The sequence below is a fragment of the Burkholderia sp. MBR-1 genome, assembly GCF_013822785.1.
GTDB lineage: Bacteria > Pseudomonadota > Gammaproteobacteria > Burkholderiales > Burkholderiaceae > Burkholderia > Burkholderia vietnamiensis.
On the sequence record NZ_CP053609.1, the window covers coordinates 1,613,844 to 1,634,100 of the forward strand.

General features: G+C 65.9%; 18 protein-coding genes and 1 pseudogene. 16 read left to right on the plus strand and 3 right to left on the minus strand.

The features are described from left to right. Positions 1–65 precede the first annotated feature (65 nt). The 3 genes and pseudogenes from aceE (at position 66) to lpdA (ending at position 6,538) form a co-directional block, all read left to right on the plus strand. Entirely contained in the window at positions 66–2,762 is a 2,697-nt protein-coding gene (gene aceE, locus MBR110_RS07405) for a pyruvate dehydrogenase (acetyl-transferring), homodimeric type (protein WP_011885426.1), read from the plus strand. A gap of 70 nt (positions 2,763–2,832) precedes the next feature. Further along, positions 2,833–4,473, plus strand: a complete 1,641-nt coding sequence (aceF, locus tag MBR110_RS07410; protein WP_059603722.1) for a dihydrolipoyllysine-residue acetyltransferase — start codon at positions 2,833–2,835, stop codon at positions 4,471–4,473. Between the two features lie 278 nt (positions 4,474–4,751). After that, positions 4,752–6,538: pseudogene (gene lpdA / locus MBR110_RS07415) on the plus strand (dihydrolipoyl dehydrogenase). A gap of 198 nt (positions 6,539–6,736) precedes the next feature. On the opposite strand, the gene MBR110_RS07420 reads toward lpdA, so the two are convergent. Continuing rightward, positions 6,737–7,303, minus strand: a complete 567-nt coding sequence (locus MBR110_RS07420) for a phasin family protein (RefSeq protein ID WP_011885423.1) — start codon at positions 7,301–7,303, stop codon at positions 6,737–6,739. 653 nt (positions 7,304–7,956) lie between these two features. On the opposite strand from MBR110_RS07420, the gene pbpG reads away from it, so the two are divergent. Beyond that, positions 7,957–9,108, plus strand: a complete 1,152-nt coding sequence (gene pbpG, locus MBR110_RS07425; protein ID WP_011885421.1) for a D-alanyl-D-alanine endopeptidase — start codon at positions 7,957–7,959, stop codon at positions 9,106–9,108. Positions 9,109–9,211: 103 nt separating this feature from the next. Here the strand turns inward: pbpG and MBR110_RS07430 are convergent, their stop codons facing one another. Continuing rightward, on the minus strand, positions 9,212–10,021 hold the full coding sequence (locus MBR110_RS07430) for an IclR family transcriptional regulator (protein ID WP_011885420.1): 810 nt from the start codon (positions 10,019–10,021) through the stop codon (positions 9,212–9,214). A gap of 194 nt (positions 10,022–10,215) precedes the next feature. On the opposite strand from MBR110_RS07430, the gene MBR110_RS07435 reads away from it, so the two are divergent. The 12 genes from MBR110_RS07435 to iscX all read left to right on the plus strand — a co-directional run bounded on the left by MBR110_RS07435 (position 10,216) and on the right by iscX (position 19,361). Continuing rightward, positions 10,216–10,938, plus strand: a complete 723-nt coding sequence (locus MBR110_RS07435) for a (Fe-S)-binding protein (RefSeq protein ID WP_011885419.1) — start codon at positions 10,216–10,218, stop codon at positions 10,936–10,938. Between the two features lie 34 nt (positions 10,939–10,972). Beyond that, positions 10,973–12,385, plus strand: a complete 1,413-nt coding sequence (locus tag MBR110_RS07440; protein WP_176000787.1) for a lactate utilization protein B — start codon at positions 10,973–10,975, stop codon at positions 12,383–12,385. A 127-nt stretch (positions 12,386–12,512) separates the two neighbouring features. Beyond that, positions 12,513–12,740 (plus strand): hypothetical protein, encoded by a 228-nt coding sequence (locus tag MBR110_RS07445; RefSeq protein ID WP_014723283.1) that lies wholly within the window; start codon positions 12,513–12,515, stop codon positions 12,738–12,740. Positions 12,741–12,841: 101 nt separating this feature from the next. After that, positions 12,842–13,324 carry a low molecular weight protein-tyrosine-phosphatase gene (locus MBR110_RS07450; protein WP_059456377.1) on the plus strand — a complete coding sequence of 161 codons (483 nt, stop codon included), beginning with the start codon at positions 12,842–12,844 and terminating at the stop codon, positions 13,322–13,324. A gap of 117 nt (positions 13,325–13,441) precedes the next feature. After that, positions 13,442–13,981: a Fe-S cluster assembly transcriptional regulator IscR gene (gene iscR, locus MBR110_RS07455; RefSeq protein ID WP_011885415.1), complete on the plus strand. Its 540-nt coding sequence runs from the start codon at positions 13,442–13,444 to the stop codon at positions 13,979–13,981. Positions 13,982–14,054: 73 nt separating this feature from the next. Then, positions 14,055–15,278 carry an IscS subfamily cysteine desulfurase gene (locus MBR110_RS07460; RefSeq protein WP_014723281.1) on the plus strand — a complete coding sequence of 408 codons (1,224 nt, stop codon included), beginning with the start codon at positions 14,055–14,057 and terminating at the stop codon, positions 15,276–15,278. A 68-nt stretch (positions 15,279–15,346) separates the two neighbouring features. Further along, the gene (iscU, locus tag MBR110_RS07465; protein ID WP_009691729.1) at positions 15,347–15,754 is read left to right on the plus strand and encodes a Fe-S cluster assembly scaffold IscU; all 408 of its coding nucleotides are present in this window, start codon (positions 15,347–15,349) and stop codon (positions 15,752–15,754) included. A 64-nt stretch (positions 15,755–15,818) separates the two neighbouring features. Next, positions 15,819–16,142 carry an iron-sulfur cluster assembly protein IscA gene (gene iscA, locus MBR110_RS07470; protein WP_011885413.1) on the plus strand — a complete coding sequence of 108 codons (324 nt, stop codon included), beginning with the start codon at positions 15,819–15,821 and terminating at the stop codon, positions 16,140–16,142. A gap of 97 nt (positions 16,143–16,239) precedes the next feature. Then, on the plus strand, positions 16,240–16,767 hold the full coding sequence (hscB, locus tag MBR110_RS07475; protein WP_011885412.1) for a Fe-S protein assembly co-chaperone HscB: 528 nt from the start codon (positions 16,240–16,242) through the stop codon (positions 16,765–16,767). Between the two features lie 54 nt (positions 16,768–16,821). Then, the gene (hscA, locus tag MBR110_RS07480; protein WP_011885411.1) at positions 16,822–18,690 is read left to right on the plus strand and encodes a Fe-S protein assembly chaperone HscA; all 1,869 of its coding nucleotides are present in this window, start codon (positions 16,822–16,824) and stop codon (positions 18,688–18,690) included. Positions 18,691–18,773: 83 nt separating this feature from the next. Then, complete coding sequence (gene fdx / locus MBR110_RS07485) at positions 18,774–19,115, plus strand: ISC system 2Fe-2S type ferredoxin (RefSeq protein ID WP_011885410.1); 342 nt, start codon at positions 18,774–18,776, stop codon at positions 19,113–19,115. A gap of 36 nt (positions 19,116–19,151) precedes the next feature. Next, a complete protein-coding gene (gene iscX / locus MBR110_RS07490; protein ID WP_011885409.1) occupies positions 19,152–19,361 on the plus strand; it encodes a Fe-S cluster assembly protein IscX in 210 nt (69 codons plus the stop codon). Between the two features lie 107 nt (positions 19,362–19,468). Here iscX and MBR110_RS07495 read toward each other — a convergent pair whose 3' ends face one another. Next, complete coding sequence (locus MBR110_RS07495; RefSeq protein ID WP_014723279.1) at positions 19,469–20,197, minus strand: glycine zipper 2TM domain-containing protein; 729 nt, start codon at positions 20,195–20,197, stop codon at positions 19,469–19,471. Positions 20,198–20,257: the final 60 nt, after the last annotated feature.

Sequence of the window (20,257 nt, forward strand, 5' to 3'; positions counted from 1 at the left end):
CAGCCGGCCGCGACGCGTCGTCTGCACGAGAGCGATCCTCACATTCCAGGACCCAGGAGACGAGAATGTCCGCTGTACCGAACGAAGTGATGAAATACGTCGCCGCCGAGCGTGACGACGATCCGCAAGAAACCGTTGAATGGCTCGAGTCGCTCGACGGCGTGATCTCCTCCGTGGGCACCGGCCGCGCGCACTACCTGATCGAAAAGCAGATCGAATTCGCGCGCATGCACGGCGAACACCTGCCGTTCTCCGCGAACACCCCGTACATCAACACGATTCCGGTCGAAGCCCAGGCGAAGATTCCGGGCGACCAGGACATCGAGCACCGCATCCGTTCGTACACGCGCTGGAACGCGCTGGCGATGGTGCTGCGCGCAGGCAAGGACACGAACGTCGGCGGCCACATCGCGTCGTTCGCATCGGCCGCGACCCTCTATGACGTCGGCTACAACCACTTCTGGCACGCGGCGTCCGACCAGCACGGCGGCGATCTCGTGTTCGTCCAGGGCCACTCGTCGCCCGGCGTATACTCGCGCGCGTTCCTGCTCGGCCGCCTGTCGGAAGAACAGCTCGACAACTTCCGTCAGGAGGTCGACGGCAACGGCATCTCGTCGTACCCGCACCCGTGGCTGATGCCCGACTTCTGGCAGTTCCCGACGGTGTCGATGGGCCTCGGCCCGATCATGGCGATCTACCAGGCGCGCTTCATGAAGTACCTGGAATCGCGCGGCATCGCGCAGACGGCCGGCCGCAAGGTCTGGGCGTTCCTCGGCGACGGCGAGACGGACGAGCCGGAATCGCTCGGCGCAATCGGCATGGCGAGCCGCGAAAAGCTCGACAACCTCGTGTTCGTGATCAACTGCAACCTGCAGCGCCTCGACGGCCCGGTGCGTGGCAACGGCAAGATCATCCAGGAGCTCGAATCGGAGTTCCGCGGCGCCGGCTGGAACGTGATCAAGGTGATCTGGGGCAGCCGCTGGGATGCGCTGTTCGCGCGCGACAAGACGGGCGCGCTGATGCGCCGCATGATGGAAGCGGTCGACGGCGAATACCAGACGTACAAGTCGGAGTCGGGCGCCTACGTGCGCGAGCACTTCTTCAACACGCCCGAGCTGAAGGCGCTCGTCGCCGACTGGTCGGACGACGACATCTGGGCGCTGAACCGCGGCGGTCACGATCCGCACAAGATCTACGCGGCGTTCCACGAGGCGAGCAACTCGCAGGGCGCGCCGACCGTCATCCTCGCGAAGACCATCAAGGGCTACGGGATGGGCGAGTCGGGCCAGGCGATGAACATCACGCACCAGCAGAAGAAGCTGCCGGTCGAGCAACTGAAGAAGTTCCGCGATCAGTTCCGCCTGCCGATCACCGACGAGCAGATCGCCGACGTGCCGTACATCAAGTTCGAGGAAGGCTCGAAGGAACTCGAATACATGCGCCAGAAGCGCATGGAGCTCGGCGGCTATCTGCCGCACCGCCGCCAGAAGGCGACGTCGCTGCCGGTGCCGGCGCTCGACGCGTTCGAGCCGCTGCTCAAGGGCACGGGCGAGGGCCGCGAGATCTCGACGACGATGGCGTTCGTGCGGATCCTGAACATCCTGCTGAAGGACAAGGCGCTCGGCAAGCGCGTCGTGCCGATCGTCCCGGACGAATCGCGCACGTTCGGCATGGAAGGGCTGTTCCGCCAGATCGGCATCTGGAACCAGGACGGCCAGAAGTACGTGCCGGAAGATTCCGACCAGCTGATGTTCTACAAGGAATCGAAGACCGGCCAGATCCTGCAGGAAGGCATCAACGAAGCGGGCGGCATGTGCGACTGGATCGCGGCGGCGACGTCGTATTCGACGCACGGCGAGATCATGGTGCCGTTCTACATCTTCTATTCGATGTTCGGCTTCCAGCGGATCGGCGATCTGGCCTGGGCGGCTGGCGACATGCGCTCGCGCGGCTTCCTGCTCGGCGGCACGGCCGGGCGCACGACGCTGAACGGCGAAGGGCTGCAGCACGAAGACGGCCACTCGCTGCTGTGGGCCGCATCGGTGCCGAACTGCGTGAGCTACGACCCGACGTTCGGCTACGAACTCGCGGTGATCATCCAGGACGGCCTGCGCCGCATGGTGCAGGAACAGGAAGACGTGTACTACTACGTCACGGTGATGAACGAGAACTACGAGCACCCGGCGATTCCGCAGGGCGAGCACGTGGCGGCCGACATCATCAAGGGCATGTACGCGTTCCGCAAGGCCGAGGCCGACAAGAAGGCGCCGCGCGTGCAGCTGCTCGGCGCGGGCACGATCTTCAACGAAGTGATCGCCGCCGCCGATCTGCTGAAGAACGACTGGGGCGTCGCGGCCGACCTGTGGAGCGTGCCGAGCTTCACCGAACTCGCGCGTGAAGGTCACGACGTCGAGCGCTGGAACCTGCTCCATCCGACCGAGGAGCGTCGCCTGTCGCACGTGCAGAAGTGCCTGAAGGACACGCAAGGTCCGGTCATCGCGTCGACCGACTACGTGCGCGCGCTGGTCGACCAGATCCGCGGCCAGATCGATCGCCGCTTCGTCGTGCTGGGCACCGACGGCTTCGGTCGTTCGGACACCCGCGCGAAGCTGCGTCACTTCTTCGAAGTCGACCGTTACTGGGTCGCCGTCGCAGCGCTGAACGCGCTTGCCGACGAAGGCACGATCGAGCGCAAGGTGGTCGCGGACGCGATCGCCAAGTACAACCTCGATCCGTCGAAGCCCAACCCGATGACCGTTTAACGCACACGCGCCGTGTGACGCCGCGCGCCGCTTCCGGGAGGGGCGCGCGCGGCCATGGAGACACAAAAAGATGAGTCAAGCGATCGAAGTGAAGGTGCCGGATATCGGCGATTACAAGGACGTGCCCGTCATCGAGGTGCTCGTCAAGGTGGGCGACACGGTCGAGCCCGAGCAGTCGCTCGTCACGCTCGAGTCGGACAAGGCGACGATGGACGTGCCGAGCCCGGCAGCCGGCACGGTCAAGGAAGTGAAGGTCAAGGTCGGCGACGCCGTGTCGGAAGGCACGCTGATCATCCTTCTCGAAGGCGGCGCGGCCGCGCAGGCGAACGGCGCCGCGGCAGCGGCCGCCGCGCCGGCGCCGGCTGCTGCGCCCGCTGCCGCAGCACCGGCTGCTGCGCCGGCTGCGTCGGGCGGTACGCTCGAAGTGAAGGTGCCCGACATCGGCGACTACAAGGACGTCCCGGTGATCGAGATCGGCGTGAAGATCGGCGACACCGTCGAGAAAGAGCAGTCGCTCGTCACGCTCGAGTCGGACAAGGCGACGATGGACGTGCCGAGCCCGGCCGCCGGCGTCGTGAAGGACATCAAGGTCAAGGTCGGCGATGCGGTGTCGGAAGGCACGCTGATCGTGCTGCTCGAAGCGGCAGGTGCGGCTGCACCGGCCGTTGCGCCGGCGAGCGCGCCGGCTCCGGCCGCCGCTGCACCGGCACCGGCGGCAGCGCCTGCGCCCGCACCGGCAGCATCGGCACCGGCCGCTGCTGCGCCGGCTGCCGCCCCGTCGGGCGAATACCGCGCCAGCCACGCGTCGCCGTCGGTGCGCAAGTTCGCGCGCGAGCTCGGCGTCGACGTCGCGCGCGTGCCGGGCAGCGGCCCGAAGGGGCGCATCACCAAGGACGACATCACGGGCTTCGTGAAGGGCGTGATGTCGGGCCAGCGCGCGGCGCCGGGCGCGGCAGCCGCGCCGGCAGGCGGCGGCGAGCTGAACCTGCTGCCGTGGCCGAAGGTCGACTTCGCGAAGTTCGGCCCGTTCGAGGCGAAGCCGCTGTCGCGCATCAAGAAGATCTCGGGCGCGAACCTGCATCGCAACTGGGTGATGATCCCGCACGTCACGAACAACGACGAAGCGGACATCACCGAGCTCGAAGCGCTGCGCGTGCAGCTGAACAAGGAGCACGAGAAGGCGGGCGTGAAGTTCACGATGCTCGCGTTCGTGATCAAGGCGGTGGTGGCCGCGCTGAAGAAATTCCCGACCTTCAACGCGAGCCTCGACGGCGACAACCTGGTGTTCAAGCAGTACTACCACATCGGGTTCGCGGCCGACACGCCGAACGGTCTCGTCGTGCCGGTGATCCGCGATGCGGACAAGAAGGGCCTCGTCGACATCGCGAAGGAAATGGCCGAGCTGTCGAAGGCCGCGCGCGACGGCAAGCTCAAGCCCGACCAGATGCAGGGCGGCTGCTTCTCGATCTCGTCGCTCGGCGGGATCGGCGGCACGCACTTCACGCCGATCATCAACGCGCCGGAAGTGGCGATCCTCGGGTTGTCGCGCGGGCAGATGAAGCCGGTGTGGGACGGCAAGCAGTTCGTGCCGCGGTTGACGTTGCCGCTTTCCCTGTCGTACGACCATCGCGTGATCGATGGCGCCGAAGCCGCGCGGTTCAATGCGTATCTCGGCGCGTTGCTCGCGGATTTCCGTCGCATCATTCTTTGATGAGAAGAGGGGCTCGCGGGGGCGTGCGTTTTTCGTTTTTGTCGGTGCGCCCCGTACTGTCGTTGAACCTGTTTTGCATGCGGTCTGCTGGCGTCGCCCCTGCGCGGTGGCGGTCACTTTTATTTGTATTCCAAAGAAAAGTAACAAAAAGAAAGGATCGTACTTGGGCGGACAGCAAAGGTGGTTCTGCCCAGGTTCGCGTTCTCTTGTCAGGCCGTGGCCGGTTCGTCGCGCGAGTTTCCATTCCCCTCTCCGTAGCCAACAAGAAGGGGACGTACATGAGTCTCATCGAAGTCAAAGTTCCAGATATCGGCGATTTCAGCGGCGTCGATGTCATCGAAGTCAACATCAAACCCGGCGACGTGATCGAAAAAGAGCAAACGCTCCTCACGCTCGAATCCGATAAGGCATCCATGGAAGTGCCCAGCGACATCGCCGGCACCGTCAAGGAAATCAAAGTCAAAGCCGGCGACAAAGTCTCGCAAGGCACCGTGATCGCTCTCGTCGAAGCGTCCGCAGGGGCAGCCGCACCCGCACCGGCAAAAGCACCAGAGCCTGCCAAGCCCGTCGCGGCCGCGGCACCGGCAGCGGCTCCGGCACAGGCCGCAGCCGCCTCGGCACCCGCGCCGCAAGCCGGCAGCTACGGCGGCTCAGTCGACATCGAGTGCGACATGCTCGTGCTCGGCGCCGGCCCCGGCGGCTACTCGGCCGCGTTCCGCGCCGCCGACCTCGGCATGAAGACGGTGCTCGTCGAACGCTATTCGACACTCGGCGGCGTATGCCTGAACGTCGGCTGCATCCCGTCGAAAGCACTGCTGCACACGGCGCTCGTCGTCGAGGAAGCCGCAGCGCTCGCGTCGCACGGCATCACGTTCGGCAAGCCCCAGGTCGACCTCGACAAGCTGCGCGACTTCAAGGGCGGCGTCGTCAAGAAACTGACCACCGGCCTCGCCGGCATGGCGAAGGCGCGCAAGGTCGAAGTCGTGACCGGCATCGGCGCATTCGTCGACCCGTTCCACATGGAAGTGCAGGGCGACAACGGCAAGAAGATCGTCAAGTTCAAGCAGGCCATCATCGCCGCCGGCTCGCAGGCGGTGAAGCTGCCCTTCATGCCGGAAGACCCGCGCGTCGTCGATTCGACCGGTGCACTCGAGCTGCGCCAGCTGCCGAAGCGGATGCTCGTGATCGGCGGCGGCATCATCGGCCTCGAAATGGCGACGGTGTACTCGACGCTCGGCGCCGAGATCGACGTCGTCGAAATGATGGACGGCCTGATGATGGGCGCCGACCGCGATCTCGTGAAGGTCTGGGAAAAGTTCAACGCGAAGCGCTTCGGCAACGTGATGCTGAAGACCAAGACGGTGGGCGCGGAAGCGAAGGAAGACGGCATCTACGTGAAGTTCGAAGGCGAGAAGGCGCCCGCGGAAGCGCAGCGCTACGACCTCGTGCTCGTCGCAGTGGGCCGCAGCCCGAACGGCAAGAAGATCGGCGCGGACAAGGCGGGCGTCGCGGTCACCGAGCGCGGCTTCATCGACGTCGACAAGCAGATGCGCACGAACGTGCCGCACATCTTCGCGATCGGCGATATCGTCGGGCAGCCGATGCTCGCGCACAAGGCCGTGCATGAAGGCCACGTCGCAGCCGAAGCCGCGCACGGCGAAAAGGCGTACTTCGACGCGCTGCAGATTCCGTCGGTGGCATACACCGATCCGGAAGTGGCATGGGCCGGCAAGACGGAAGATCAGTGCAAGGCCGAAGGCATCAAGTACGGCAAGGCGGTGTTCCCGTGGGCCGCGTCGGGCCGCGCGATCCGAACGGCCGCGACGAAGGCTTCACGAAGCTGATCTTCGACGAGGAAACTCATCGCGTGATCGGCGGCGGCATCGTCGGCCTGAACGCGGGCGACCTGATCAGCGAAGTGTGTCTCGCAGTCGAAATGGGCGCGGACGCGGAAGACATCGGCAAGACGATTCACCCGCACCCGACGCTCGGCGAATCGGTCGGCATGGCCGCCGAATTGTATGAAGGCGTCTGCACGGATTTGCCGCCGCAACGCAAGAAGTGACGCAGCCTTAACGACCGGCCTCGCGCCGGTCGCGAAAAAACGCCGCCGTCCGGTCGTACCGGGCGGCGGCGTTTTGTTTTGTTCTGTCTCGTGCGGGCGCAGCGTCACGCCAACGCCGAACGCGGGCACACGCGCGAATCCGCTGCCGAATATGAAATAGGCCGCGCACTGCGCGGCCTTTCCCGGAGCAGCTGACGCTTACGCGGCCGGCTTGCTCGAACGGCGCGATGCGGCGGCGGTCGCAGCCTTCGTCGCGACTGCAGCAGCGGCGTTGAAGTTCGTCTCGGCGATCTCGACGGCTTGCTTCGCAGCCTTCTGGACCGTTTCGTACGTGGTGTTCGCTGCGTTCAGCGCCGACTTCAGCGCGGCAACCGCGGTTTCCGAACCGGCCGGCGCGTTCTTCGCGACGTTGTCGACGAGCGCCTGGACCTTCTTGTTCTGCTCGTCGAATTGCGCTTCGGCAACCTTCGCGAACTCGGCTTGCGTAGCCGACGCGATTTCATACAGGTGACGGCTGTACGACAGCACCTTCTCGGCAACCGGCTGCGACAGGCTTGCCTGCAGCGCGATCAGCTCCTGCGCGTCCTTAACCGACAGCAGGCGCTGTGCGTTTTCCTGGCTTTCCGTCAGCGTCGACTTCACGACCTGCAGGTTCAGTTCGATCAGCTTTTCGACGCCTTCGAACGCCTTGGTCGTCAGACCGAACAGGCTTTCGAGATTGGCTTTCTGTGCGGCGGCGATTTGCTCGGGGGTCAGCAAGGACATGTCAAGCTCCTGAAAAGCGATCGCGTCGATCGCAGGGATAAAGGGCACTACGACGGGGAACTTCGTGTTGACGTGCTTTGTGCAACGCAACAATGAGTCCTATTTTAGGGCACAGAAAAGTCTTGTCAAGCACTTTTTGTGCATTGCACAATGGGGACAAATTATCTATAAAACAACGAGTTAACTCGCCCGTCCGGAACCGATTTCAGTCGCAATCCCACATGTTGCGCGGCCTGCCCCGGCAGCGCGCAGTGCACCATCGGCAAGCACAGGTAAACCTGACAGGCACCTGGAACGTTATGCTTCTGTTCCGGTCGAAAAGCGCGTCGTTTCGATGCGTACCATGGCGACGTGCCGCCGCCGTGGTTGAAACCGATGCCATTGGCCCGCCGAGCGCCGGATCCGTACTTTCCCCGCTTTAATTTGTCGCCAAAGTGACGTTATCTCAATTAACCGTGTGGTTATCGGGAGGCGGGTACTGTCGGGCAGCGCGGCCCATGAAATTTTTCGATGGGGGCGGGAGGATCGATCGACGCATCATGGTCGACCCTTACATTCCGGTTTAAAGACGATCGGTAAGTGCCTAATATTGCTCTTTTTTTCAGCTTTAACTACACTTGCGGAAACCTCCCGCCCGCTTTGTCCAGACCCCAATGAAAGCCGAATCGTTTTCACCGCGCAGATTGTTGCAGAGCATGACGCTCGGCACGGCTGTGTCGGTCGCCGTCGCGTTGCTCGCGACTGCCGCGACCGTCGCGCCCGCTGACGCCGTCGCCGCCACTGCGAAGACCCACCAGGCCGCCAAGAAAGCCGCTTCCGCTTCGTCCGCGAAGAAGAAGACGGTGAAGGCCGCCTCCGCCAAATCCGCGAACGTCGCGTCGGCCGAAGCGCCGCGCGCCACGCGCAAGCGGGCGACGCTCGCGGCCAACGTGCGCGGCCATCACGGCGCGGTGCGCAAGGTCGCGTTCCAGCCGCGCCGTCCGACGGTCGGCCAGGCATTCGGCCTGCACGACACGCCCGACGCGCTCGCGCTGCGCTCGAGCGTCGCGTACGTCGTCGACCAGAACACCGGCGAGCCGCTGTTCGACAAGAATTCGCACGCCGTCGTGCCGATCGCGTCGATCTCGAAGCTGATGACTGCGATGGTCGTGCTCGACTCGAAGGCGCCGATGACCGACCAGATCGAGGTCACCGACGAAGACCGCGACTACGAGAAGGGCACGGGCTCGCGCCTGTCGGTCGGCTCGGTCCTGTCGCGCGAGGACATGCTGCACATCGCGTTGATGGCATCGGAGAACCGTGCCGCCGCGGCGCTGTCGCGCTATTACCCGGGCGGCCGCCCGGCGTTCATCGCGGCGATGAACGCGAAGGCGAAGTCGCTCGGCATGAACGACACGCACTTCGAGAATTCGACGGGCCTGTCGAGTTCGAACGTGTCGAGCGCACGCGACCTCGTCAAGATGGTCAACGCCGCGTACCAGTATCCGCTGATCCGCCAGTTCTCGACCGACCGTACGTACGACGTGAACACGGGCAAGCGCACGCTGGTCTACAACAGCACGAACGCGCTGATTCGCGGCAATGGCTCGTGGGACATCGGCCTGCAGAAGACGGGCTTCATCAACGAAGCCGGCGAGTGTCTGGTGATGCAGGCGACGATCCACGGCCGCCCGATGGTGATGGTGCTGCTCGATTCGTTCGGCAAGTATTCGCGCTTTGCCGACGCGTCGCGCCTGCGCAACTGGCTCGACGCCGGCGGCGGCGAGCGGCTCACGGCAGCCAATACGCCGAACGGCGGCACCTGATCGCGCTGCGGCGGCCGGCCCGCCGCACCGATGTCCCAACAACGAAAAAGCCCCGCGATGCAATCGCGGGGCTTTTTCGTTGCAGCCGTCGGCGCGGCGCGGATTACGCCTGCCGCTGCAGTCCTTCCGTCTCTTTCGCGGGCGCCGGGCGGTAGCCGAGCGCCTCGGAGATCGTCAGCGCGGTGCGGCTCAACTGGCCGAGCCACGCGTCCTGCAGGCGATCGGCCGGGGCCGACAGCGACAGGCCGGCCACCAGCTTGCCCGAGTCGTCGTAGATGCCCGCGGCGATACAGCGCACGCCGAGCTCCAGCTCCTCGTTGTCGCGCGCGCACGATTGCTGGCGCACGATGGCCAGCTCGCGCTCGAGCTTCGCGATGTCGGTAATGCTGTTCTGCGTGTGGCCGGACAGCCCGGTGCGCGTCGCATAGGCGCGCACGCGCGCGGTTTCGTCGGCGGCGAGAAACAGCTTGCCGACCGACGTCAGGTGCAGCGGCGCGCGGCCGCCGATCGCGCGGACCACCTGCATCCCCGAGCGCTCCGAGTAGGCGCGCTCGATGTAGACGATTTCGTCGCCTTGGCGCACCGACAGGTTCACCGTCTGGCCGGTGAGGCGATGCAGCTCGCGCATCGGCATCAGCGCGGCGTCGCGTACCGACAGCCGCGCCTTCACCAGGTTGCCGAGCTCGAGCAGCCGCATGCCGAGCCGGTAGGTGCCGGGGTCGGAGCGGTCGACGAGGCGGCAGGTCACCATGTCGTTGAGAATGCGGTGCGCGGTCGACGGATGCAGTTCCGTGCGTTGCGCGAGTTCCTTCAGACTGACGGGGTCGCTGTGCGCGGCGAGCGCGTCCAGCAGCCGCATCATCCGTTCGATCACCTGGATCGAGGTTTTGGAATCCGGGGTGGGTTGGGTCATATCGGCGGAAAAATCGGCGGAGAATCGGTTGACGCATCAAGCGGGTTGCGTCGATTGTATCTCGTATCGTGAAAAAAGCGAACGCCGTTCGAGGAACCCCTCGTTTCCGGCGGGCCGGTTACGGCGTGCGCGCCGGCGTTGGTCTTGCCGGCCAAACGGCGGATAATGAGACCCGTTTTCTCGAAGGAGCACGTATGCGAGTCGGTTTGTTCGTGACCTGTCTGGTCGATCTGATGCGTCCGGAAATCGGTTTTTCGGCGCTGAAACTGATTCGCGAAGCCGGCTACGAGGTGTTCGTGCCGCCTGCGCAAACCTGCTGCGGGCAGCCGGCGTACAACTCCGGCGACCGCGCGCTCGCGCGCGACCTCGCGGAGAAGACGCTGCGCGAGTTCGAGCAGTTCGATTACGTGGTCGCGCCGTCGGGTTCGTGCGGCGGAATGATCCGCGCGCATTACGGCGACCTGTTCCGCGACGATCCCGAACTGATGGCGCGCTACGGGCGACTCCAGCAGAAGGTCTACGAACTCACCGATTTTCTCGCGAACGTCGCGAAGGTCACGCTCGCGCCCGGCGAATTCACCGGCCCCGTCACCTATCACGACTCGTGCTCCGGCCTGCGCGAGCTCGGCGTCAAGGCGCAGCCGCGCGCGCTGCTCGCGCAGCGCGGCGTGGCGATCAACGAGATGAAGGACTGCGAGCACTGCTGCGGATTCGGCGGCACGTTCTCGGTCAAGTACGGCGACATTTCGGCGGCCATCGCGGACGAAAAATGCGCGAACGTGCGCGCGTCCGGCGCCGGCGCGGTCGTGCTCGGCGATCTCGGCTGCATGCTGAACATCGAAGGGCGGTTGCGCCGCACCGGCGACCGCGACACGCGCGTGCTGCACATCGCGCAAGTGCTGGCGGGCGACGTCTGACGCCCGGTTCCGCTCACTTTTTCCCGATCCCGCGATGCAAGTCCAATCGATGCATTTCAAGGCGCGCGCCGGCCAGAAACTCGCCGACCAGCGTCTGCAGCAGAACCTGAAGAAGCTGTCGACGAAATTCGTGTCGGCGCGCGCCGACGCGATGACCGCGATCGACTTCCCGGCCACGCGCGCCGCGCTGAAGGCGCGCCGCAACCGTGCGCTCGAGAATCTCGACGTGTGGCTCGAGGCGTTCGAGCGCGAGGCGACGCGGCGCGGCACGACGGTGCTGTACGCCGAAACGACCACGGACGCCGCGCGGCTCGTCGCCGACATCGCGCGCCGGCACGACGTCAAAAAGGTCATCAAGACGAAGTCGATGGTGTCCGAGGAGATGCGTCTGAACGCGGTGCTCGCCGAGATGGGCGTGCAGTCGATCGAGACGGATCTCGGCGAATACATCCTGCAGATCAACGACAACGAGCCGCCGAGCCATATCATCGCGCCCGTCGTGCACAAGGACAAGGACGAGATCGCCGACCTGTTCGCGCGCACGCATCACCGCGAGCGGCTGACCGAGATCACCGACATGACGCGCGAGGCGCGCGACGTGCTGCGCCCGCACTTCATGTCGGCCGACATGGGCGTGACGGGCGGCAACTTCGTGATCGCCGAGACGGGTTCGGTCGCGGTCGTCACGAACGAAGGCAACGAAGGGATGTGTACGGTGATGCCGCGCGTACACGTCGCGGTGACCGGCATCGAGAAGGTGCTCCCGACGCTCGAGGATCTCGCGACCGCGATGCGCCTGCTGCCGCGTTCGGCCACCGGGCAGAAGACCTCGAACTATTTCTCGCTGCTCACCGGCCCGCGCGGCCCCGGCGACGAGGACGGCCCCGAGCACAACTACGTGGTGCTCGTCGACGGCGGCCGCACGGGGCTGATCGGCGGCGAATTCCAGGAGATGCTGCGCTGCATCCGCTGCGGCGCGTGCATGAACCACTGTCCGGTCTACCAGAAGGTCGGCGGCCACGCGTACGGCTGGGTCTATCCGGGCCCGATGGGCTCGGTGCTGACGCCGAGCTACGTCGGCATCGATCGCGCGCTCGACCTGCCGCAGGCCGCGACGCTGTGCGGCGAATGCGACAGCGTGTGCCCGGCCGGCATCCCGCTGTCGCACCTGCTGCGCACGTTGCGCGAGAAGCAGGTGGAGCGCCATCTGCGGCCGTGGCGCGAGCGCGCGGGGCTCGCCGCGTGGGGCTTCTTCGCGCGGCGCCCGATGTTGTACGCGCTGACGACCAAGCTCGCGGTGCGCATCCTCGAGCGCCTGGGCGGCAGCGGCGGGACGCTGCGCCGCCTGCCGATGATGGGCGGCTGGATGGACACCCGCGACATGCCGACGCCGACCGGCCGCACGTTCCGCGAACTGTACGCCGCGTCGCAAAGCCATCTCGGCTGAGGACTGTTCATCGAGCGACAACAGTGCGTTCGCTATTCGCATATTTATCTTGATAGATGCGGTCTATAGAATCTTGCTTATCGTCACCGAAACCGGGTTTCGGGACATCAGGTCAAGGAGCCGCATCATGAGAAAGACAATATCGATGTACTGGCCGCTGGCAATCGTCGTTCCGCTCGCCGCGGCCGCCTATCTGCACGCAATGAGCGACGAACCGTCGCGGGGCCCGCTCGCCGTGCATCAGGCGTCGGCGGAACTCGCGCGCGCCGTGTCGTTCGGCCTGGTCGACGACGCCGCGAAGCCGATCTCGGGCGCGTCCGGCGACGCGATGCTCGCCGCGCCGAAGGCGCTGTAGGACAGGCGGCCGGCGCTTTGCGCCGCGGCGCGATTTCGTGCGCCTTTGTATAATGGCGCGTTCCTCTCCGACGCGGCTTGCCGCGGCTTTCCGATAGTGCGATGACCCGCGTTGCGATCTGTTTCGTTTGTCTGGGCAATATCTGCCGTTCGCCCACCGCGGAAGGCGTGATGCGTCATCAGATCGACGCGGCCGGGCTGGCTGATCGGATCGCGGTCGATTCGGCCGGCACCGGCGACTGGCACGTCGGCGAGCCGCCCGACACGCGCGCACAGGCGGCCGCCCGCACGCGCGGCTACGATCTTTCGACGTTGCGCGCGCGGCAGGTGAGCGCGGCCGACTTCGAAGCGTTCGACCTGCTGCTCGCGATGGACGAAGCCAATCTCGCGGAACTGCGCCGGCGCTGCCCGCCCCGGCATCGCGACAAGGTGCGGCTACTGATGGAATTCGCGCCGGGCGCGACCGTCACCGAAGTGGCCGATCCTTACTTCGGCGGCGCACACGGCTTCGAACAGGTGCTCGATCAGGTCGAACACGCCTGCGCGGGCCTGCTCGACACGCTGCGTCGCGACGTCGCACGCTGAAGCGCGGCCTGTATTCAGCGTTCTGCGAATACCCTTTCGAAGACATGGATACTTGACTAAAAACGTCAAATATTTATACTTGACCAAAATCGTCAAGATTGCAGTCCCCTAGACACCATGAGACTCACCACCAAAGGCCGTTTCGCCGTCACGGCGATGATTGACTTGGCACTGCGCCAGGAGCAGGGCCCGGTGACGCTTGCAGGCATCAGCCAGCGCCAGCGGATTTCGCTCTCGTATCTCGAACAGTTGTTCGGCAAGCTGCGCAGGCATGAAATCGTCGAATCCGTGCGCGGCCCGGGCGGCGGCTACAACCTCGCGCGCCGCGCGCAGGACGTCACCGTCGCCGACATCATCATCGCGGTCGACGAACCGCTCGACGCGACGCAATGCGGCGGCAAGGGCGCGTGCGACGGCTCGAAGCAGCCCGACGGTCATTGCATGACGCACGAGCTGTGGTCGACGCTGAACCAGAAGATGGTCGAGTACCTCGATTCGGTTTCGCTGCAGGATCTTGTCGATCAGCAGCGCGCCCGCGAGGGCGCGCCGGCCGTGCTGCGCGACCGGCGTACGCCCGAGCCGGCCGCCGCGCCGGCCGAGCCGGTTCGCACGATGCCCCTCGGCCCGAATTCGGTGTTCAACATCGCGAGTTCGTGAGCGTCGTACACCACCGCGCACCCCGCACACCCATAACGCACATAGTCCCTGCACAGAATCCCCGGAGCGACAGATGACCCAACAGACCCTCCACCTGCCCATCTACATGGATTACAGCGCGACGACGCCGGTCGATCCGCGCGTGGTCGACAAGATGGTGCCGTACCTGCGCGAGCGGTTCGGCAACCCGGCGTCGCGCAGCCACGCCTACGGCTGGGACGCGGAGCACGCGGTCGAGGAAGCGCGCGAGCAGGTGGCTGCGCTCGTGAATGCGGACCCGCGCGAGATCATCTGGACGTCGGGCGCCACGGAGTCGGACAACCTCGCGATCAAGGGCGCCGCGCACTTCTACAAGGGCAAGGGCAAGCACATCATCACGGTGAAGACCGAGCACAAGGCCGTGCTCGACACCTGCCGCGAACTCGAGCGCGAGGGCTTCGACGTCACCTATCTCGACGTGAAGGAAGACGGGCTGCTCGACCTCGACGTGTTCAAGGCCGCGCTGCGCCCGGACACGATCCTCGTGTCGGTGATGCACGTGAACAACGAGATCGGCGTGATCCAGGACATCGCGACGATCGGTGAGATCTGCCGCGAGAAGGGCATCGTGTTCCACGTCGACGCCGCGCAGTCGACCGGCAAGGTCGAGATCGACCTCGCGAAGCTGAAGGTCGACCTGATGTCGTTCTCGGCGCACAAGACCTACGGCCCGAAGGGCATCGGTGCGCTGTACGTGCGCCGCAAGCCGCGCGTGCGCATCGAAGCGCAGATGCACGGCGGCGGCCACGAGCGCGGCATGCGTTCGGGCACGCTGGCGACGCACCAGATCGTCGGCATGGGCGAAGCGTTCCGCATCGCGCGCGAAGAAATGGCGACCGAGAACGAGCGCATCCGGATGCTGCGCGACAAGCTGCTGCGCGGCCTGTCGCAGATCGAGGAAACCTACGTGAACGGCGACATGGAGCACCGTGTGCCGCACAACCTGAACATCAGCTTCAACTTCGTCGAAGGCGAGTCGCTGATCATGGCGATCAAGGACGTCGCGGTGTCGTCGGGCTCGGCGTGCACGTCGGCGTCGCTCGAGCCGTCGTACGTGCTGCGTGCGCTCGGCCGCAACGACGAACTCGCGCACAGCTCGATCCGCTTCACGGTCGGCCGCTTCACGACGGAAGAGGAAGTCGACTTCGTGATCGATCTGCTGAACAGCAAGATCGCGAAGCTGCGCGAGCTGTCGCCGCTCTGGGAAATGCACCAGGAAGGCATCGATCTGTCGACGATCGAATGGGCTGCACACTGAACACCGCATTGCATACATTCGCGCGCGGATTTACGCACGCAGACGTAACGAGTCAAGGAGTCTGAGTCATGTCATACAGCAACAAGGTTCTGGATCACTACGAAAACCCGCGTAACGTCGGTTCGTTCGCGAAAGACGACGACGCGGTCGGCACCGGCATGGTCGGCGCGCCCGCCTGCGGCGACGTGATGAAGCTGCAGATCCGCGTCGGCGCGGACGGCGTGATCGAAGACGCGAAGTTCAAGACCTACGGCTGCGGTTCGGCCATCGCATCGAGCTCGCTCGTGACCGAATGGGTGAAGGGCAAGACGCTCGACGAGGCGCTCTCGATCAAGAACACGCAGATCGCCGAAGAACTGGCGCTGCCGCCGGTGAAGATTCACTGCTCGATCCTCGCGGAAGACGCGATCAAGGCAGCCGTGGCCGACTACAAGAAGCGCCACGACACCAAGGAAGGCGATCAGGCAGCAGCCTGAGCGGCAACGAGCGGCTTGTGAAGGAACCGGGTGCGCGCTGGCCGCGCACCGCGGCAAGGACATCATGGCAATTACACTGACCGAAAAAGCAGCACAGCACGTCCAGAAATACCTCGTCCGGCGCGGCAAGGGTGTTGGCCTGCGGCTTGGCGTTCGCACGACCGGGTGCTCGGGGCTCGCGTACAAGCTCGAGTATGTCGACGAGCTGGCCCCCGAGGATCAGGTGTTCGAGAGCCATGGCGTGAAGGTCGTCGTCGATCCGAAGAGCCTCGCGTACATCGACGGCACCGAGCTCGACTTCGCGCGCGAAGGTCTGAACGAAGGGTTCAAGTTCAACAACCCGAACGTGAAGGACGAGTGCGGGTGCGGCGAATCGTTCCGCGTGTGACGATGCGGGTTTCCGCGCAATGCGGGCAAGAGGCGGCACGAGCCGCCTTTTTAATGTGCGGCGTTCGCCGCGCAACGAACCGGAATTGAACGCGACGATGGTTTCGCTGAAAGACAGCCACTTCGACCTGTTTCACCTGCCGGCGCAATTCGCGCTCGACGACGCGGCGCTCGACGACGCGTATCGCACGGTGCAGACGCAGGTGCATCCGGACCGCTTTGCAGCGGCGGGCGACGCGCAAAAGCGCATCGCGATGCAATGGGCGACCCGTGCGAACGAGGCGTACCGCACGCTGCGCGATCCGCTGCAGCGCGCGAGCTATCTGCTGTCGCTGCGCGGCGTCGACATCGGCGCGGAAAACAACACCGCGATGGAGCCCGCGTTCCTGATGCAGCAGATGGAATGGCGCGAAGGCATCGAGGATGCCGCGGCCGCGCGCAACGTCGACGCGCTCGACGCGCTGCTCGCCGAGCTGCGCGACGAAAAGCGCGTGCGCATCGAGCGCCTCGGCACGCTGCTCGACAGCGGCGCCGACCAGGCTGCCGCCGAGGCCGTACGCCAGTTGATGTTCATCGAACGGGTCGCGTCGGAAGTCGGCGCGCAGATCGAGCGTCTCGAAACTTAACCGCGTGCCTCGCGGCACGCGCAGCAAACGGGCCGAGCGCCCGAACGAACCAAGATGGCTTTACTGCAAATTTCCGAACCGGGCATGGCGCCGGCGCCGCACCAGCGGCGGCTTGCCGTCGGCATCGATCTCGGCACGACGAATTCGCTCGTCGCCGCCGTGCGCAACAGCGTGCCCGAAGTGCTGCCGGACGAAGCGGGCCGCGTCCTGCTGCCGTCGGTGGTGCGCTACCTGGAGAAGGGCGGCCGCCGCATCGGCTACGAAGCGAAGGAGCAGGCCGCGACCGATCCGCGCAACACGATCGTGTCGGTCAAGCGCTTCATGGGCCGCGGCAAGGCCGAGGTCGAAGGCGGGGCGAACGCGCCGTATGAATTCGTCGACGCACCGGGGATGGTGCAGATCCGCACGATCGACGGCGTGAAGAGCCCGGTCGAAGTGTCGGCCGAGATTCTCGCGACGCTGCGCTACCGGGCCGAGGACACGCTCGGCGACGAGCTGGTCGGCGCGGTCATCACGGTGCCCGCGTATTTCGACGACGCGCAGCGCCAGGCGACCAAGGACGCCGCGCGTCTCGCCGGCCTGAACGTGCTGCGCCTGCTGAACGAACCGACCGCGGCCGCGATCGCCTACGGCCTCGACAATGGGTCGGAAGGCCTCTATGCGGTGTACGACCTGGGCGGCGGCACGTTCGACCTGTCGATCCTGAAGCTGACCAAGGGCGTGTTCGAAGTGCTCGCCGCGGGCGGCGATTCCGCGCTCGGCGGCGACGATTTCGATCACGCGCTGTTCGGCCACGTGCTCGCGCAGGCCGGCATCGACGCGCACACGCTCGCGCCCGAGGACGTGCGGCTGCTGCTCGATCGCGTGCGGGTGGTGAAGGAGGCGTTGTCGTCGGCGCCGCACGCGTCGCTCGATGTGACGCTGTCGAGCGGCGCGCATCTCGTGCAGACGATTTCGCACGACACGTTCGCCGCGCTGGTCGAGCCGCTGGTGCAGCGCACGCTGACGCCGACCCGCAAGGCGCTGCGCGACGCGCAGGTGAGCCCGGCCGACATCAAGGGCGTCGTGCTGGTCGGCGGCGCGACGCGCATGCCGGTGATCCGCGCGGCCGTGGAGCAGTTTTTCGGCCAGCCGCCGCTCGTCAACCTCGATCCCGATCAGGTCGTCGCGCTCGGCGCGGCGATTCAGGCCGATCTGCTGGCCGGCAATCGAGGCAACGGCGACGACTGGCTGCTGCTCGACGTGATCCCGCTGTCGCTCGGCGTCGAGACGATGGGCGGCCTCGTCGAGAAGATCATTCCGCGCAATTCGACGATTCCGATCGCGCGCGCGCAGGAATTCACGACCTTCAAGGACGGCCAGACCGCGATGGCGATCCACGTCGTGCAGGGCGAGCGCGAACTCGTCGCCGACTGCCGGTCGCTCGCGCGTTTCGAGCTGCGCGGCATCCCGCCGATGACGGCCGGTGCGGCGCGCATCCGCGTGACCTATCAGGTCGACGCGGACGGCCTGCTGTCGGTGTTCGCGCGCGAACAGCTGTCGGGCGTCGAGGCGTCGGTCGTCGTGAAGCCGTCGTACGGCCTCGCCGACGACGATATCGCCAAGATGCTCGAGGACAGCTTCAAGACCGCCGAGATCGACATGCGCGCGCGCGCGCTGCGCGAAGCGCAGGTCGAGGCCGAGCGGATGATCGAGGCGACGCAGGCGGCGCTCGCGGCCGACGGCGAATTGCTCGACGCGGACGAGCGCGAGCAGGTCGACGCGCTCGTCGCGGCGCTGCGCACGATCGCCGCGGGCGACGACGCCCACGCGATCGAAACCGCGACCAAGGCGCTCGCCGACGGCACCGACGAATTCGCGGCGCGCCGCATGGACAAGAGCATCAAGCGTGCGCTGTCCGGCCGGCGGCTCGACGAGATCTGAACGAACCGCACCGGCCCGGCGACGGCCGGTGCGATATTGAACCGTGCGGCGCGAGCCGCCGCACCTTGACTGACGGAACCGACATGCCTCAACTGGTGGTGCTGCCTCACGTCGAACTGTGCCCGGACGGCGCGGTGATCGACGCGACGCCCGGCAAGAGTATTTGCGACAACCTGCTCGACAACGGGATCGAGATCGAGCATGCATGCGAGAAGTCGTGCGCATGCACGACCTGTCACGTGGTGATCCGCGAGGGCTTCAACGCGCTCGAGCCGTCCGACGAGGACGAGGACGACCTGCTCGACAAGGCCTGGGGCCTCGAGCCGACGTCGCGTCTGTCGTGCCAGGCGATCGTGACGGAAGATTCGGATCTGGTGGTCGAGATTCCGAAGTACTCGATCAACCACGCGAAGGAAAATCACTGACGCGTCGCCGCGGCAGCGCATACGGGAGGGCAGGCGATGAAATGGACCGATTCGCGCGAAATCGCAATCGCGCTGGCAGACAAGCATCCGGACGTCGATCCGCAGCGGATCAACTTCGTCGAGTTGCGCCAATGGGTGATCGAGCTCGACGGCTTCTCGGACGACCCGGCACACTCCGGCGAGAAGATTCTCGAAGCGATCCAGGCGCACTGGATCGACGAATCCGACTTCGACGACGAAGACTGAGTCGTTACACCGTAGCCCGCCCATGCAAAAAGGCTCGTGAGGATTCACGAGCCTTTTTTCGTTTCAGTGCGACGGTGCGAGTGACCGTGCCGCGTTACGTGCCGACGTTACGCGCCCACCAGCGTACCGTTCTCGATCCGCACGCGCTGGCCCTGGCCGAACGGCGGCGGGTTGTGGTACGTGAACGTGCGGGTCGCGCCGCTTTCCATCTGGACCTCGACCTGATAGTCGGTTTCCGCGCGCACCTGCTTCTCGACCTGGTTGCCGGCCAGGCCGCCGCCGAGCGCGCCGATGATGGTCATCGCGGTGCGGCCGTTGCCGCGGCCGAACTGGTTGCCGAGCAGGCCGCCGGCCGCTGCGCCGCCGACCGCGCCGATCCCCGAGCTCTGGCCCGGCGTACGCGTTTGCGTGATCGCGACGATCGTGCCGCAGCTCTGGCAATAGGCCGGCTGCGCGGGCGCGCCCGACTGCTGCGCATATTGCGGCGGCTGCGGCGCCGGGGCACGGCGGTGGTGCGTGGCCGCCGGGCGCGGAGCCGGCTTCGGCTCGGCCTGCGCGATGGCCTTTTGCTGCTCGGCCTTCTGCTGCGCCGCTTCCTGCTCGGCTTGCGCGGCACGCGCGGCGCTGGCCGCAGCGGCCGTGTCGACGGCCGGCTGCGACGCGATCAGCGCGGCCTGGGTCTGGCCGTTCTGCTCGTTGTTGCTGCTGGCCTTCGGGAAGATGCCCGTGATGGCGGCGGTGGCCGCCAGGCTGGCGACGATGACGGCGCCTGCGGCGGTCGCGATCAGCGGGTGCAGGCGTTGCTTTTGCGGCGTGGTCTGATTCTGGTTGTCCATTTTCTTCTCCGGTGTCGATTCGGCCGGCAATAGCGCGGCGGCCGGATCCCACGCTCGGGA